The sequence below is a fragment of the Porphyromonas sp. oral taxon 279 str. F0450 genome, assembly GCF_000292995.1.
Classification (GTDB): domain Bacteria; phylum Bacteroidota; class Bacteroidia; order Bacteroidales; family Porphyromonadaceae; genus Porphyromonas; species Porphyromonas pasteri.
The window spans coordinates 73,768-88,671 of the sequence record NZ_ALKJ01000044.1; the positions used below are offsets into that span (position 1 = coordinate 73,768).

Genomic DNA, 14,904 nt, shown 5'->3' on the forward strand with positions numbered 1-14,904 from the left:
CCCTGCGCCTTATCGCGAGTATTCCTCTTATCCAGCGGAGGTAAAAGTGCTGTTCTTACGAAGAAAAAAGCGCCTTCCCGTAGTGGTATTCTTCTATCTATGCACGTAGTCTTAAAGACCAGGCACGTAAATCCAAATATCCACGTACGTAGATATTAGAGCCACGTACGTAGCCCAAACTTATCTGCCACTCGTCCACAACTTTTATCCCTATGCGGAGCAAAAACTTAAATATAGATCAGCCCGACAGCCTATATAGGTTCATACCGCTTGACTATCGGGGGGGGGGAGTATGCTGTGATAGTCGTTGGGAGAATCGACCTATTGAGCTTGCTCCTATTTAGTAATCATTTTATCTTGGCTTCATCAAAGAAACAGGCGGATCGTTGGCCAACGAATACGCTGCAACAGAATATGACGCCTCGTGGTGCTACGGCATAGGCGCGTGTGTAGAGGGCTTTTCGTACATTTGTACTCTAAAAGAAATCATCAAGTAAGATAGTAGCTATCCCCTAAGCGGAACAAACATGAATATATCCTACGATCTACTACGCTCCTACGTGGAGACGGATCTGACCCCCGATGAAGTCGCTGCTGCCCTGACCTCTATCGGTCTTGAGGTAGGCGGTGTAGAAGAAGTCGAATCAATCCCCGGTGGGCTCAAGGGCCTTGTCATCGGTCACGTGCTGACCTGCGATGTGCATGAGAACTCCGATCACCTCCACGTCACGACAGTAGATGTAGGTGCCGAGGCACCCCTGCAGATCGTCTGTGGTGCGCCCAATGTAGCCGCTGGCAAGGCGGTCGTCGTCGCTACCATCGGTACCGTCCTCACCTCGGGTGACGAGTCCTTCACCATCAAGAAGAGCAAGATCCGTGGCGTCGAGAGCTTCGGTATGCTCTGCAGTGAGGTAGAGATCGGTGTCGGGCACGACAATAGCGGGATCATCCTCCTCGATACGGCTACGACGAAGCCTGGGACGCCTGCTGCTGAGCACTTCGGTGTCTGCTCCGACTACGTCCTCGAGGTCGATATCACGCCGAACCGTGTCGATGCTACTTCGCACTACGGCGTCGCCCGCGATCTCGCTGCTTATCTCACGCAGCAGGGGAAGGCCACGAAGGCTAAGCTCCCCGAGGTGCTCCCCGCTCCCGCTGCTGGGACGGCTTGCCCCGTGCCTGTCACGGTCGCTGTCGATGAGACCCTTTGCCCTCGCTTCGAGGGGCTTGTGATCCGTGGCCTCAAGGTCACCGAAAGCCCCGGCTGGCTACGTCGTCAGCTCGAGACGCTGGGTCTACGCCCCATCAACGTAGTCGTCGACGTGACGAACTACGTCCTGCACGAATTCGGTCAGCCCCTCCACGCCTATGACTTGGCGAAGACGGGTGGCGCCCTCTCGGTACAGCTGGCACGAGAGGAGAAGATGGTCCTCCTCGACAAGAGCGAAGGCCAGCTCACTGAGCGTGATCTCGTCATCGCTTCGGCTACGGGTGAGCCCCTCTGCGTCGCTGGCGTCATGGGTGGTCTTGACTCGGGTACGACGGAGACGACGACGGATATCTTCCTCGAGTCAGCGAACTTCAACGCTACCTCCGTGCGTAAGACCGCACGCCGTCTGGCTGTGAATACGGACTCCTCCTTCCGCTTCGAGCGTGGGCTGGATCCCAACCGCACGACCTGGGCGCTGATGCGTGCTGCTTCACTCATCCTCGAGCTTTGCCCTGGTAGCTATATCGATGGTGGCCGCTTCGACCACTATCCCGTGCCAGCTCAGCCCTACGAAGTGACGTTGCGCCCTAGCCACATGGATGCACTCATCGGTAAGTTCATCCCCCGTGATGAGGCTGTACGTATCCTCGAGAGCCTTGAGATCGAGATCGTCTCCCGTGAGGAAGACGCTTGGCAGCTGCGTGTGCCCCGCTATCGTGTCGACGTGACCCGTGAGGCCGACGTCATCGAGGAGGTCATGCGCATCTACGGATACAACAATATCGAGCTCAGTGGTTACGTCCACGCTAACCTCAGCTCCAAGGGAGCGAGCGACCGCTCTTACAGCCGTCGCATCCTCCTCTCGGAGCAGCTGACGGGCGCAGGCTTCAATGAGCTTCTCAATAACTCCCTCTCCTCCGAAGCCTACTACGAAGGGCTTACCTCCTACCCCGCAGATAAGCTCGTGCAGCTGGTCAATCCCCTCAGTGGCGAGCTGAACGTGATGCGCCAGACGCTCCTCTTCGGGGGGCTCTCCGCTATCAGTCGTAACCTCCGCCGTCAGCAGAAGAGCTTCTACTACTATGAGTGGGGGAATTGCTATGCCGCTGCTCCCGAAGTCGAGCGCTCTACCGCCACGACGCTGGCAGGCTACCGCGAGACGCAGACCCTCGGCCTCTGGGTCGCCGGTGCACGTATCCAGAGCAGCTGGGCACATGCTGACGAGCCTGCTTCGCCCTTTGAGCTGAAGGCCCATGTCCTGCACATCCTCGAGCGTCTGGGCATCAGTGAGCGTAGCCTGCGTGCTGAGTTTGTCGAGTGCGACCTCTTCACGGGTCGTGGCTACAGCTATGCGACCTATGACGGCAAGCCTGTCGTGCTGATGGGGCAGGTCAAGTCCGCCCTCTTGGCTAAGTGGGATATCGATATCCCCGTCTACTACGCCGAGATCAATTGGGACAACCTCAATCGTCTCGCTGAGCGTGTGAAGATCGAGATCGCTGACCTGCCTAAGTTCCCCGTCGTACGTCGTGACCTCTCGCTCCTCCTCGACGAGAAGATTACCTTTGCAGAGCTGGCTGAGACCGCTCGCCGTGCAGAGAAGAAGCTCCTGCGTGATGTCACCCTCTTTGACGTGTATGAGGGGAAGAACCTCCCCGCAGGGAAGAAGAGCTATGCCCTCTCCTTCTACCTTCAGGATACGGAGCGCACGATGAGCGACAAGCAGATCGATGCCATCATGGCGAAGATCCGCAAGAGCATCGAGGATACCTATGGAGCTACCCTCCGCTAACCACCTAAGACGAATCAACTATCACTAAAGAATATTTATGGGAAGAGCATTTGAATATCGTAAAGCTCGTAAGATGAAGCGCTGGGGCAACATGGCCCGCGTCTTCACGAAGCTCGGTAAGGAAATCACCATTGCGGTCAAGGCTGGGGGCCCCGAGCCCGAGACCAACCCACGTCTGCGCGTCCTGATGCAGACGGCCAAGAAGGAGAACATGCCTAAGGAGAACGTGGAGCGCGCCATCAAGAAGGCCAGCTCGAAGGACTTCTCCGACTATAAGGAGATGAACTACGAGGGCTATGGCCCCTTCGGTATCGCTATCTTCGTCGAGACTGCTACCGACAACACTACCCGTACGGTGGCCAACGTCCGCAGCTACTTCAATAAGTTCGGCGGTAGCCTCGGTACCTCGGGCTCGCTGGAGTTCCTCTTCGACCACAAGTGTATCTTCCACATCGTGAAGAAGGAAGGCATGGATCTCGAAGAGCTGGAGCTGGAGCTGATCGACTACGGTGTAGACGAGCTGGAGGAGGACGAAAACGAGATCATCCTCTACGGAGCCTTCTCTGCTAATGCCCAGATCCAGTCGTACCTCGAAGAAGCTGGCTATGAGATTACCTCTGCTGAGTTCGTCCGCCTGCCTAACGACACGAAGCCTGTGACGCCTGAGCAGCGTGAGACCCTCGCTAAGCTCATCGACAAGCTCGAGGAGGATGAGGACGTGCAGAACGTCTTCACCAATATGCAGGAGGAGGAAGAAGAGGAAGCCTAATCCCTTCGCCCCACTGCTCCCCACCTCGGGGAGCTCAACGATATGCGATCCGCTACGGATGCACCCTCACTCGGTGCTCCGTAGCGGATCGCTTTTGTTTTGATAGAAGTCGCTGCTATTGTCCCCGCAAAGTGGTGTGTAGTAGTACTTTTCTGGTAGGGTGGAAGCCGAGCGTATGAGGGGGAGGGAAGGGGCTATCGCAATCCGTGGCAATGTCGTATCTTTGTCTAATATAGTGGTTAGCCGATCATTTGCCCGCCCAAAGGCGTTATTAGAGCAAGTGGTCACCCCACGAGAGTGGGGGAGACTGACCTATTACACGAACCCGTACATGACGATCAAGATGAAAAGTTACTTAGGGTACATCGCGGCGCTCTGCCTCCTCACGCCATTCAGTGGGGTAGCACAGCGCTCCAATGTGCGTGCCGCTGATCGCCTATTACAGAGCGATAAACCCAACTACACGGAGATCCGCCGCCTCATCAAGCTCGCCGAAGAGCATGAGGACACCAAGGACGATGCCTATACCTACTATGTCAAGGGCCTTGTAGAGCATACCCTCTATAAGACTGAGTTTCGCAAGGTCACGACCCCTGGGAGCGTGGGTGACACAGCGAAGATGTTTCGCCACGTCATCGATGAACTCGTCGGCTGGCGTCGTGCAGACTCTATCGAGCGTCAGCCCGACCCCTCGACAGGACGTATCGTGCTGAAGTATCAGAAGAAGATCCAGGACTATGTGCGTGAAGATGCCCCGAAGATGTATGAGGCGGGGCTCTTCTGGCTCGACCGCAAGAAGTATGCTGAGTCTACGGCTGCCTTCTCTGCGGCTCTTGAGGCGCAGCGCCTGCTTCTGCCCGTAGGGCGCAAGGAGCTCCCGACCGACACGACGGTCGCGAATCTCGCTTACTATGCGCTGGTGTCGGCCTACACTGGGGAGCTTTACCCCGAGGTGATCCGCCTCGGCGAGCTCTATCGTGACGTAGCTGCCAATAAGAATGAGGTCTACCAGTTCCTTGCTAAGGCCCACATGGCTATGCAGGATACGGTCGGTGCGATGCCCTTCCTTGAGGAAGGTATCCGGCTTTACCCTGAGACGACCTTCTACTTTGGCTCGATGATCTCGATCTATCAGGCGCAAGGTCGCTACAAGGAAGCCGTCGCCCTCATTGACAAGGCGCTGAAGGTGACCCCCGACAACCCCAATCTCTTGGTGCTTCGCGGTAATGTCTACTTCCTCGCCCAGGAGTGGGATCGTGCTGTCGAGGTCTATCGTCAGGTCCTTCGCCAGAGCCCCGATAACTACGATGCGCTCTTCAACCTCGGGCAGGTCTACTACAACCAAGCCGTCTCTATCCTGGCTAATCCGCTGAGCTCACGTCTCGAGGAGAAGAAGGCCAAGGAATACTTCCGCCAATCCCTTCCCCAGCTCGAGGCTGCCTATAAGGTCGCTCCCGATCAGGTGCGTGACCTCCTCGGCAATGTCTACTATCGTCTGGGGCTGGAGAAGAAGTACGCTGAGCTCTACACTGACAAACCTTCAAGCAAATGAACCCAACTATAGCCTCCTCCGTGCGTGAGGCCCTCCTTGATCGCTTCCTCCGCTATGTACAGATCGATACGGAGAGCGATCCCAATAGCACGACTTACCCCTCGACAGAGAAGCAGTTTGACCTGCTCCGTCTCCTGCGTGACGAGCTGATAGCCCTCGGTGTGCCCTCCGTACGCCTCGAAGAGAAGGGCTATGTGATGGCGCAGATCCCAGCTACTCCAGGCTATGAGGATCGTCCTGCGCTGGGCCTTATCTCACATGTCGATACGAGTCCCGACTTCACGGGCCGTGGTGTCCGCCCGCAGATCATCGAGTACTATGATGGTACGCCTATCCCCCTCGGTGATGATGCCATGCTCACGGTACAGGAGTTCCCCGAGCTGCTGGAGGTCCTTGAGCATACGCTCATCACGACTGATGGGACGACGCTCCTCGGAGCGGATGACAAGGCAGGCGTCGCCGAGATTATGGAGGCAGTACGCTACATCCTCGAGCATCCCGAGCTCCCCCACGGGCGTATCTGTATCGGCTTCACTCCTGACGAAGAGATCGGCAAGGGCGTGGACTACTTCGATGTGGAGGCCTTCGGTGCGGACTTTGCCTTCACCGTCGACGGTAGCCGTGAGGGCGAGCTGGAGTATGAGAACTTCAACGCTGCCTCCGCTCGCGTCGTCGCTACGGGACGTAGCATCCACCCAGGCTCGGCTAAGGGGAAGATGATCAATGCTATCGAGGTGATCTACCTCCTGCATGCTTCACTCCCTCACTACGCGCGCCCTGAGTTCACCGAGGGGTATGAGGGCTTCTATCACCTGATGCACTTCACCGGTGGGGTAGAGCATGCCGAAGCCGAGTACATCATCCGCGATCACGATCGTGCGCTCTTCGAGGAGAAGAAGGCGCTGATGGAGCGTGTCGCAGGCGAGATCAATGCCGCTTACAAGCGCGAGGTCATCAAGGTCGAGATCCGCGACTCCTACTATAATATGTACGAGCAGGTGGCACCCCACGGGGAGTATATCGAGCGCGCTAAGGCAGCTATGCTCCGTGCTGGAGTCACGCCCCGCATCTCGCCCATTCGTGGCGGGACGGATGGCGCCCGCCTCTCTTATATGGGACTGCCTTGTCCCAACCTCTTCACGGGTGGAGCGAACTTCCATGGGAAGTATGAGTATGCTTCGCTCGACACGATGTGCCGCTCGGTAGAGACGCTTGTCTACCTCCTCACTGAGACTGCGGAGTAAGTAATGATACAGAAGAAAAGGATCGCCATCCTCGGCTCTACGGGCTCTATCGGGACACAGGCCCTGGAGGTCGTCCGCAGCCATCGTGAAGCCTTCGAGGTGACGGTGCTGGTGGCACGCCGATCAACAGATCTCTTGATAGCTCAGGCCTTGGAGTTCAGTCCCGCTGTCGTCGTGATCTCCGACGAAGCCTATTATCCCGAGGTCCGACAAGCCCTATCGCATACCTCTATCGAGGTCATGGCAGGGAGTGAAGCTATCGCGGAGGTGGTCGTCCGACCTGATGTAGATATCGTCCTTACGGCGATGGTTGGCTTCTCTGGCTTAGTACCCACACTTGCAGCTATCACAGCTGGGAAGACTATCGCTCTATCAAATAAGGAGACGCTCGTCGTAGCTGGCGAGCTCATCATGTCGCTCGCTGCTCGTCATGGAGCGCGTATCCTGCCCGTCGACTCCGAGCACTCGGCTATCTATCAGTGCCTAGTCGGGGAGAAAGGTAATCCGCTGGAGCGCATCCTGCTTACGGCATCGGGAGGTCCCTTCCGCAGCTATAAGCGAGTAGAGGAACTTGAGGCCGTGACGGTCGAGGCAGCTCTACGTCACCCCAATTGGAGTATGGGGGCTAAGGTCACCATCGACTCCGCCTCGCTGATGAATAAGGGGCTGGAGATGATCGAGGCTAGATGGCTCTTCGATACGCCTGCTGAGTCGATCGAGGTACTTGTGCATCCGCAGAGCATCATCCACTCGATGGTGGAGTTCGCCGACGGCTCGATCAAGGCACAGCTGGGTCAGCCCGATATGCGCCTGCCCATTAGCTATGCGCTCGGCCTTACGGAGCGTGTCAGCAATGACTATCCTCGCCTCAACTTCCTCGAGCAGACCTTTACCTTTGAGCGCCCCAATATGGAGCTCTTCCCCAACCTCGCGCTGGCCTATCGAGCGCTGGAGCTTGGTGGTACTGCTCCATGTGTGCTCAATGCCGCCAATGAGATCGCTGTCGAAGCCTTCCTCGCTGGCAAGCTGGGCTTCCGTGCTATGAGCACACTCATCGCCCAGGCCCTGGAGGCTCACCGTCCCGAGCGGAGCTACGACCTCCAGCTGCTCTCAGAGCTCGACGCCGCAGTGCGTGCTGAGTCTCGTGAGCGCCTCAATTATATCAGATAATAGTAATTCAATGGATATAGCTATGCGTATATTTCAGCTTCTCTTCTCACTCTCTATCCTCGTCTTCATCCACGAGCTGGGACACTACTCGATGGCCCGTTTCTTCGGGGCCCGTGTAAATAAGTTCTATCTCTTCTTCAACCCCTGGTTCTCTATCTTCAAGTGGAAGAGTAAGCGTAGCGGTACGGTCTACGGCCTTGGCTGGCTCCCTCTCGGTGGCTACTGCCAGATCGCTGGTATGATCGATGAGTCGCTGGATACCGAGGCGATGGCCAGTGAGCCTAAGCCCGATGAGTTCCGTAGCAAGAAGCCTTTCGCTCGCCTGATGATCATGGCCGGTGGGGTGATCTTCAATGTTATCCTCGCCTTCATCATATATACTGGTATCACCCTCACTTGGGGGACGAAGGTCCTTCATAGCGATCAGGTCTCTGCGGGGATGAATTTCTCCACGCCCGCTGAGGAAGTTGGCTTCGTCGACGGGGATGTGATCCTCAGCATCGACGGCAAGCAGTCTCCCAATGTGCTTGACTCCCGCTTCATGTCATCGCTCATCAATGCTCACGAAGTCGTGGTGCGTCGTGGCGGTGCTGTGGAGACGATTCGCCTGCCCGAGGATATGATGCAGCGTCTTCTCCGCGCTGAAGAGGGCTTTGGCTCTCTGCGTATGCCCTTCGTCGTGGATGCTGTCTCCGAAGGTAGCCGTGCGCAGGGGCATCTGGTCTCTGGAGACCGTGTCGTAGCAGTCGACTCTGTCACCTGCACCGATGTCACGGAGGTCATCACGGCACTGGACAAGAAGAAGGGTAAGGATGTCGTGCTTACCGTCGAGCGCTCGGGTACGGCTCTGCAGACCACGCTCCCCGTAGACACGGCAGGGCATATCGGTGTCGTCCTCAAGGGCATCGAAGAACTCTATCCTATCGAGCACGTCCAGTACAATGTCTTCACGGCTATCCCCGCAGGTATCGACCGCGCAGGTCAGACGATCTCGGGCTATGTACGTGGGCTGAAATATATGTTCACCAAGGAGGGCGCTAAGCAGATGGGTGGCCTCGGCACGATGGGTAAGCTCTTCCCCACGACCTTCGACTGGCAGAGCTTCTGGTCCATCACGGCCTTCCTCTCTATCATCCTTGCGGTGATGAATATCCTGCCTATCCCCGCACTTGACGGGGGGCACATCCTCTTCATCATCATCGAGATGATCCGTCGCAAGCCACTTAGCGATAAGGCGATGACCACGATCCAGACTATCGGTCTCGTGCTGCTCGTCCTACTGATGGTCTATGCGAACGGCAATGATATCTACCGAGCTTTCTTCGGCAAGTAAGTAGAGCGTATGGGGGACTTCCGCGTCCATATCTTAGGCTGTGGCTCGGCTCTGCCGACCATGCAGCACTACCCGACGGCCCAGGTCGTGGAGCTTCGTGATAAGCTCTTCGTCGTGGACTGCGGGGAGGGTGCGCAGCGTCAGCTACGCCGTCAGCGTCTGGACTTCGGGCGTATCGTCGGCGTCTTCATCTCCCATCTGCATGGTGACCACTGTTACGGGCTCTATGGGCTCCTCTCTACGATGGGGATGCTCGGCCGCCGCAGGGCACTCCCCGTATATGGTCCTCGAGGGATCGACAAGTTCTTAGCCCCCTTCATCGAGGAGAGTCACTCCTATCTGGGCTACGACATCGAGGTGCATGTAGTGGATGACCGCACGAGTAGTGTTTGCTACGAGGATCGGTCGGTGACGGTGACGACGCTCCCGCTGGAGCACCGCACGCCCTGCACGGGCTACCTCTTCCGCGAGAAGGTCACGGAGCGCCATATTGATCGCGCTTCGTGTGATTTCTACGGCGTTCCTCGTTCTTATTATACAGCGCTACGTGAGGGAGCGGACTTCACCACCGAGGAGGGGAAGGTCATCCCCTGTGAGCGACTGACGCGTCAGGGTAAGACTCCACGGAGCTATGCCTACTGCTCGGATACGGCTTACCTGCCCTCACTGGTGCCACTCCTTCGGGATGTGAGCCTCCTTTATCACGAGGCGACGTTCCTCAGCGACCGCTTGGCGCGAGCTAAGGAGACGGCGCATAGTACGGCTGAGCAGGCTGCGCGTATAGCACAGGCTGCGGGTGTTGAGCGCCTTGTCATCGGCCACTATTCGGCCCGCTATATAGATATCCAGCCTCTCTTAGAGGAGGCTCAGGCCGTCTTCCCCGAGACCGTAGCAGCGGACGAAGGGATGATCCTCGAACTTTGATATACATCTCTCCCAGCCCCATTGCTTCTTGGAGCCCCAATTAATACAAATTATATGACTACGAAGAAGACGATCAAGCGACTCATCCTCTCTCTGGGGTGTGCTTCTCTTGCTCTAAGCCCGCTTGCAAGCCAGGTCCTGGAGGTGCGTCCTGATCGGACTATCCTGACTCAGCTGCAGCAGGACTTTGTGAGCCGCAATTATGTAGGCTTCCGGCACGACCTGCCCCGCCTGCGTGCTTTACCATTACTCACCGAGCACCAGCCCTATCGTGAGGCGGTAGCTCGTCTGATGACCGAGGAGACGTCTCCCGACGCTGTCCTTACACGCTTCCTCAAGGAGCATCCAGGCTCTCTTGATCGTCCCTCAGCAGAGCTCTTGCTCGCTCTGGTGTATGTAGATCAGGGACTCCTCCCTCTTGCCCGTACACAGCTCGAGCAGATCAAGCGCTCGGCACTCTCTCCTCGTGAGGCTGCTCAGTATGACTTGGCTCTTGCCTATACGATCCTGGCCGACCAGAGAGGTGCAGCTGACTTGGATGAAGCTCAGCGTCTCCTCCTCTCTGCGAGCGAAGACTCCTCCATCATCGGGGAGCAGGCTCTCATCTACCTCGGCTCTGTGGCTTGGGCACGCGGGGATATTCAGGAGGCTCGTGCGATCTTCTCGCGCAATGATTACTCCAGCGACCTCGCTCCCGAGGCTGCCTATCAGCTGGCTCTGCTCTCCTTCGCTACGGAGGATGCTAAGACGGCTCAGCGTCGTGCCAGTGACCTCCAGCGTCGCTATCCCGAGATGGCCTCGCGTGCTTCCTTCCAGTCGGTCATCGGACAGTCCTACTATGCTGATGGCAATTATGATCAGGCTATCCGCACCCTCCAGCCCCTGCAGGAGCTCGAGGACTATAAGCCCACGGCAGAGGAGAGCTATGCCCTCGGTACTTCACTCTACGCTAAGGGTCGCTACGAAGAAGCGCTTCGTCCGCTGAGTGCTGCCTCTGAGAGCAGCTCTGCTATCGGTGCACAGGGGCTCTTCCTCCTTGGTAATGCTCGCCTCAAGCTCCAGCGCACGAGCGAAGCTGCCCTGGCATTTAGCCGTGCAGGCCAGCACCCTGGGGCTACCGAGCGAGTACGTGAGTACGCGCTGTACAATGGGATTCTCCTGCAGGACGAGACGCAGCGCTCGAACTTCGGTCAGACCGTCCGTATGGCTGAGACCTTCGTCACCGAGTTCCCCAACTCCAGCTACCGTCCTCAGATCCTCCAGCTCATGAAGAGTATCTTCCTGACGAATAAGGACTATGCTGAGTCGCTCGCTACGCTGGATCGTCTGCAGGTCAAGAGCGCTGAGCTGAGCGAAGCCAAGCAGTACGTCCTGCTTCGTCTCGGTGAAGGTGCTTTGGCTTCTCGTGACTATGCCCGTGCTAATGATTACCTGAATCGCGCCGTCACACTCGGCACGAAGAACGAGTACACGGCTCAGGCTCATCTCCTCGCTGCCTCGAGTGCTCTGGAGCGTGGCGAGTATGCTGCTGCTGAGTCTGCTGCATCGAAGAGTATCGCTACGGGTGCAGCTCCTGCGCTGGCGCATTATATCCAGGGCTACGCTCGCTACAATCAGAAGCAGTATGCCACGGCTTACCGCTCCTTCGAAGCCTTCACGCAGTCAAGCTCTGGCGATGATGCTCTGCGTCGTGCCGATGCACTCTCCCGCATGGGCGACTGCCAGCTCATCCAGAAGAAGAGCGCAGAGGCTCTGGCTCTCTACCGTCGTGCCGACGAAGGTATGCCCACAGGGAATGACGAAGCTCTCTATCGTATCGCTACGATCTACGGCCGCTGGGGGCAGTATCAGAAGCAGATCGAGACGCTCGACCGCATCATCAAGATGCACCCCGAGTCCACGCACCTGCCTGAGGTCCTCTATGACAAGGGTCGCGCACTGGTGCTGAGCAAGGCGCGTCCCGAAGAGGCGACCGCTGTCTTCAACCAGCTCGTCAAGGACTATCCCGACACCCAGTATGCGCGCCTCGGTGCTATGGAGCGTGCGATGCTGGCCTACAATAACGGGCGTACCGAAGAGGCTATCAAGGCCTACAAGGACCTCATCGCCCGCTACCCTGAGAGTGAAGAAGCTCGCTCTGCTCTCTCTGACCTCAAGAATATCTACGTCAGTCTGGACCGCGTCGATGAGTACACGGCCTATGCCTCTACTCTTGGCAAGCAGCTGACGCCCTCAGAGAGCGAGAAGGCGCACCTGCAGTACCTATCTCTCGAGAGCCGCTACAAGAAGGATAAGAATGCTTCTATCGCAGACCTTGAGTCCTTCGTCCGCTCTTATCCTGCCAGCCGTGAGGCCGGTCGTGCTGAGCTCCTCCTGGCTGGTCACTACGCTCAGCAGGGCCGTAGCGACGAAGCAGAGGCGCTCTACAAGAAGCTCTCCGCTCCTGCACGCTCCCTCGACTTGCGTATCCCCGCCCTCGAAGCTCTGACGAAGATCTACAACGATGGTGGTAAGAAGCGTGAGGCTCTCGATGCTTGGTCCAGCCTCTACGCTATCGAAGGACTGGAAGCTCCCCAGCATCTGCGCTATGGGCTTGCTCTCTCGCGTGCAGCCTACGAAGCGAAGGACTACAAGCGCTCGATCACTACGACCGAGAGCCTCCTGAAGCGTAGCGACCTCCCCGCAGCTACTCAGGCTGAGCTCCTCCTCATCCAGGGTAAGAGCGAAGAGGCTACGGGTGCTACCGGCAAGGCTATGAAGACCTATGAGCCCCTGCTCAAGAACTTCGATACCGCCTACGGTGCTGAAGGCTACATCCGCCACTCCACGCTTCTCTTCCGCACTGGCAAGGTGAAGGAGACGAAGAAGCAGCTCGATGCCTTCATCGCCAAGGGTACGCCACAGCAGTACTGGCTGGCACGTGCCTTCCTGCTCCTCGCCGACTGCTACCACAAGCAGGGTGAGACCTATGTCGCCCAGCAGTATCTCGAGAGCCTGCGTGACAACTACAAGGGCACTGACGATGATATCGCTCAGATGATCAACGAACGTCTCACCTCCTACCAGAATAAGAAATGAAGAAGCTTGCAATCATCCCTATAGCTGCTATCGCGCTCCTCTCGAGCTCTGTACTCTCTGCTCAGGAGGCTAAGACGAAGCGTGCCGACACCCTACGTCGTGAGCTCACTGTGATGACCGAGGAGGAGGTCTCTCTCTCCACGCGTCAGCCCCGTGACCTCTCCTATACGGTGCCGGCTCCCAACCTCAGCCCTGTGCGTCACTCCTATCTGGATACGCCCATCCCCTTCACGCTACGCCCCAGCGTCTCCCCCTTAGGTGCTCTGACGGCACCCCGCGGGGGCTTTGAGCGCTCGAAGCAGCGTGGCTATGCCTTCGCCTCTGCTGGTATCCCCATCAGCTTCAAGGCTGGTGCGGGTCTGAGCATCCTGTCTACGAAGACCGACCGCCTCGATGTTTATGGGCGCTACAACTTCGCCAACCCCAGCATCCAGACCGAGCTTGGTCAGAGAGTCAAGGGCTGGGAGAAGGCTTGGCGCCTCGGAGCGAACTACGGCCATCAGTTCGAGGACGCTGCGCTGTCGCTCGGTCTGGACTTCGGTCAGCACGGCTACAACTACTACGGCCTCTCGCTCGTCGCTCCTCCAGCTGGTGGTGGGGTGGCGCAGTCTGCTACGGTGCCCGACCTGCGTCGTCGTGCCACGGAGGTCTCACTCTCGGCTCGCTACGCTACCGAAGAGGACTTCACCGAAGACTGGCTTTATGACTTCTCTGCTGGATTCAACTACACGGCAGCTAATGTCGCCGAGGAAGCTCCAGGCGTGGTGCTCAATAAGTTCAAGGAGTTTCTCCCCGAGCTTCGTGCGAACCTTTCCTACCGCATCAGTAGCATGGCGCGCGTCGGTGCGCTGGGATCGTGGTCGCTGGGTCGTCTGACCAGCACGGAGCCTATCCTCTATGGCTTCCCTCGGAGCCGTACGGCCAGCTCGCGTATGATCCTCACGGGTGCGCCCTATATCCTGGCAGAGGATGCTAATGACCAGCTCTCTTGGCGTGCGCTCGGTGGTCTGCGTATCCTCACGGGGAATGACCACTACAACGCACACTTCGTCCTCTTCCCGAAGATCGATGCTCGCCTGCGTCTGGGCTCGGCCTTTGGTCTGAGACTGGAGACGGATGCCTCTCTCGTGCGTCACAGCCTGCGTGCTCAGCCCCTCGAGTCGCCCTTCATCGATGCCGAGGCGTTCGCTGGCCGCTATGAGCGTGTCTACGATGCTAAGCTGACGGCCTCTACGACGATCGCGAGTGCCTTCTCGCTCGAAGCCTTCTTCCGCTATGCTGACCATAAGGGTGCTGTGGATTACTTCCCCGCATCGCTCTCGCTGCCTTCGGGTGCTGCGGCTTCGACGGCCTACTTCATGCCCGTGCGCTTCCGTCCCTCTTATGTGGACTATAAGGAGCAGAACGTCGGGGTGCAGCTGGCCTACAACCACCGCGGTCTCTTCTCGGCTGCTCTGCGTGGGGTCTATGCCCACTATACGACGACGGCTACGATCCTCTCGCGTCCTACCTTCACGGCTTCGGCTCTTGTGGAGCTGAATATGGTGCCCAACCTCAGCGTCCGTGGTGGCTATGAGTTCGCCACTGCACTGAAGAGCTACGACCTCGACGGCTCTATCACGCGTCTGCGTCAGCTCCATCTGCTCCATGCTGATGCCGTCTACTCGCTGACGAAGCGCCTGAGCCTGACGGCAGAGCTTCGTGCACCTATCCTCGCTGGGGCTACGCGCTGGTACGGCTATACGTCGCAGCCTATGCTCCTGCAGGGCGGTCTGCAGTTCACCTTCTAAGCGGATGCGGGGGTCTCCCCCGCGTCTTGCCTAAGCTAAAAG

General features: G+C 57.8%; 9 protein-coding genes. All 9 read left to right on the plus strand.

The window, feature by feature from the left end; translation table 11 throughout:
* Positions 1-527: 527 nt before the first annotated feature.
* The 9 genes from pheT to HMPREF1323_RS08385 all read left to right on the plus strand — a co-directional run bounded on the left by pheT (position 528) and on the right by HMPREF1323_RS08385 (position 14,862).
* Positions 528-3,002 carry a phenylalanine--tRNA ligase subunit beta gene (pheT, locus tag HMPREF1323_RS08345; protein ID WP_009433713.1) on the plus strand — a complete coding sequence of 825 codons (2,475 nt, stop codon included), beginning with the start codon at positions 528-530 and terminating at the stop codon, positions 3,000-3,002.
* Between the two features lie 37 nt (positions 3,003-3,039).
* On the plus strand, positions 3,040-3,771 hold the full coding sequence (locus HMPREF1323_RS08350; protein WP_009433683.1) for a YebC/PmpR family DNA-binding transcriptional regulator: 732 nt from the start codon (positions 3,040-3,042) through the stop codon (positions 3,769-3,771).
* Positions 3,772-4,114: 343 nt separating this feature from the next.
* Positions 4,115-5,323: a tetratricopeptide repeat protein gene (locus tag HMPREF1323_RS08355; protein ID WP_156795241.1), complete on the plus strand. Its 1,209-nt coding sequence runs from the start codon at positions 4,115-4,117 to the stop codon at positions 5,321-5,323.
* Positions 5,320-6,567 carry a peptidase T gene (pepT, locus tag HMPREF1323_RS08360; protein WP_044124265.1) on the plus strand — a complete coding sequence of 416 codons (1,248 nt, stop codon included), beginning with the start codon at positions 5,320-5,322 and terminating at the stop codon, positions 6,565-6,567. Before HMPREF1323_RS08355 ends, pepT begins: the two co-directional genes overlap by 4 nt.
* A gap of 3 nt (positions 6,568-6,570) precedes the next feature.
* Entirely contained in the window at positions 6,571-7,737 is a 1,167-nt protein-coding gene (locus HMPREF1323_RS08365; protein ID WP_009433712.1) for a 1-deoxy-D-xylulose-5-phosphate reductoisomerase, read from the plus strand.
* Positions 7,738-7,759: 22 nt separating this feature from the next.
* Complete coding sequence (rseP, locus tag HMPREF1323_RS08370; protein ID WP_232204002.1) at positions 7,760-9,070, plus strand: RIP metalloprotease RseP; 1,311 nt, start codon at positions 7,760-7,762, stop codon at positions 9,068-9,070.
* 9 nt (positions 9,071-9,079) lie between these two features.
* The gene (locus HMPREF1323_RS08375) at positions 9,080-9,994 is read left to right on the plus strand and encodes a ribonuclease Z (protein WP_009433693.1); all 915 of its coding nucleotides are present in this window, start codon (positions 9,080-9,082) and stop codon (positions 9,992-9,994) included.
* A gap of 54 nt (positions 9,995-10,048) precedes the next feature.
* On the plus strand, positions 10,049-13,072 hold the full coding sequence (locus HMPREF1323_RS08380; protein WP_009433678.1) for a tetratricopeptide repeat protein: 3,024 nt from the start codon (positions 10,049-10,051) through the stop codon (positions 13,070-13,072).
* On the plus strand, positions 13,069-14,862 hold the full coding sequence (locus HMPREF1323_RS08385) for a hypothetical protein (RefSeq protein WP_009433714.1): 1,794 nt from the start codon (positions 13,069-13,071) through the stop codon (positions 14,860-14,862). The genes HMPREF1323_RS08380 and HMPREF1323_RS08385 overlap by 4 nt, the downstream gene beginning before the upstream one ends.
* Positions 14,863-14,904: the final 42 nt, after the last annotated feature.

What these genes read in the sequence shown, in the direction of transcription:
- pheT (WP_009433713.1), top strand. Translation starts at nt 528, where the DNA reads ATGAATATATCCTACGATCTACTACGCTCCTACGTGGAGACGGATCTG.
- pepT (WP_044124265.1), top strand. Translation starts at nt 5,320, where the DNA reads ATGAACCCAACTATAGCCTCCTCCGTGCGTGAGGCCCTCCTTGATCGC.
- rseP (WP_232204002.1), top strand. Translation starts at nt 7,760, where the DNA reads ATGCGTATATTTCAGCTTCTCTTCTCACTCTCTATCCTCGTCTTCATC.
- HMPREF1323_RS08380 (WP_009433678.1), top strand. Translation starts at nt 10,049, where the DNA reads ATGACTACGAAGAAGACGATCAAGCGACTCATCCTCTCTCTGGGGTGT.
- HMPREF1323_RS08355 (WP_156795241.1), top strand. Translation starts at nt 4,115, where the DNA reads ATGAAAAGTTACTTAGGGTACATCGCGGCGCTCTGCCTCCTCACGCCA.
- HMPREF1323_RS08375 (WP_009433693.1), top strand. Translation starts at nt 9,080, where the DNA reads ATGGGGGACTTCCGCGTCCATATCTTAGGCTGTGGCTCGGCTCTGCCG.
- HMPREF1323_RS08385 (WP_009433714.1), top strand. Translation starts at nt 13,069, where the DNA reads ATGAAGAAGCTTGCAATCATCCCTATAGCTGCTATCGCGCTCCTCTCG.
- HMPREF1323_RS08350 (WP_009433683.1), top strand. Translation starts at nt 3,040, where the DNA reads ATGGGAAGAGCATTTGAATATCGTAAAGCTCGTAAGATGAAGCGCTGG.
- HMPREF1323_RS08365 (WP_009433712.1), top strand. Translation starts at nt 6,571, where the DNA reads ATGATACAGAAGAAAAGGATCGCCATCCTCGGCTCTACGGGCTCTATC.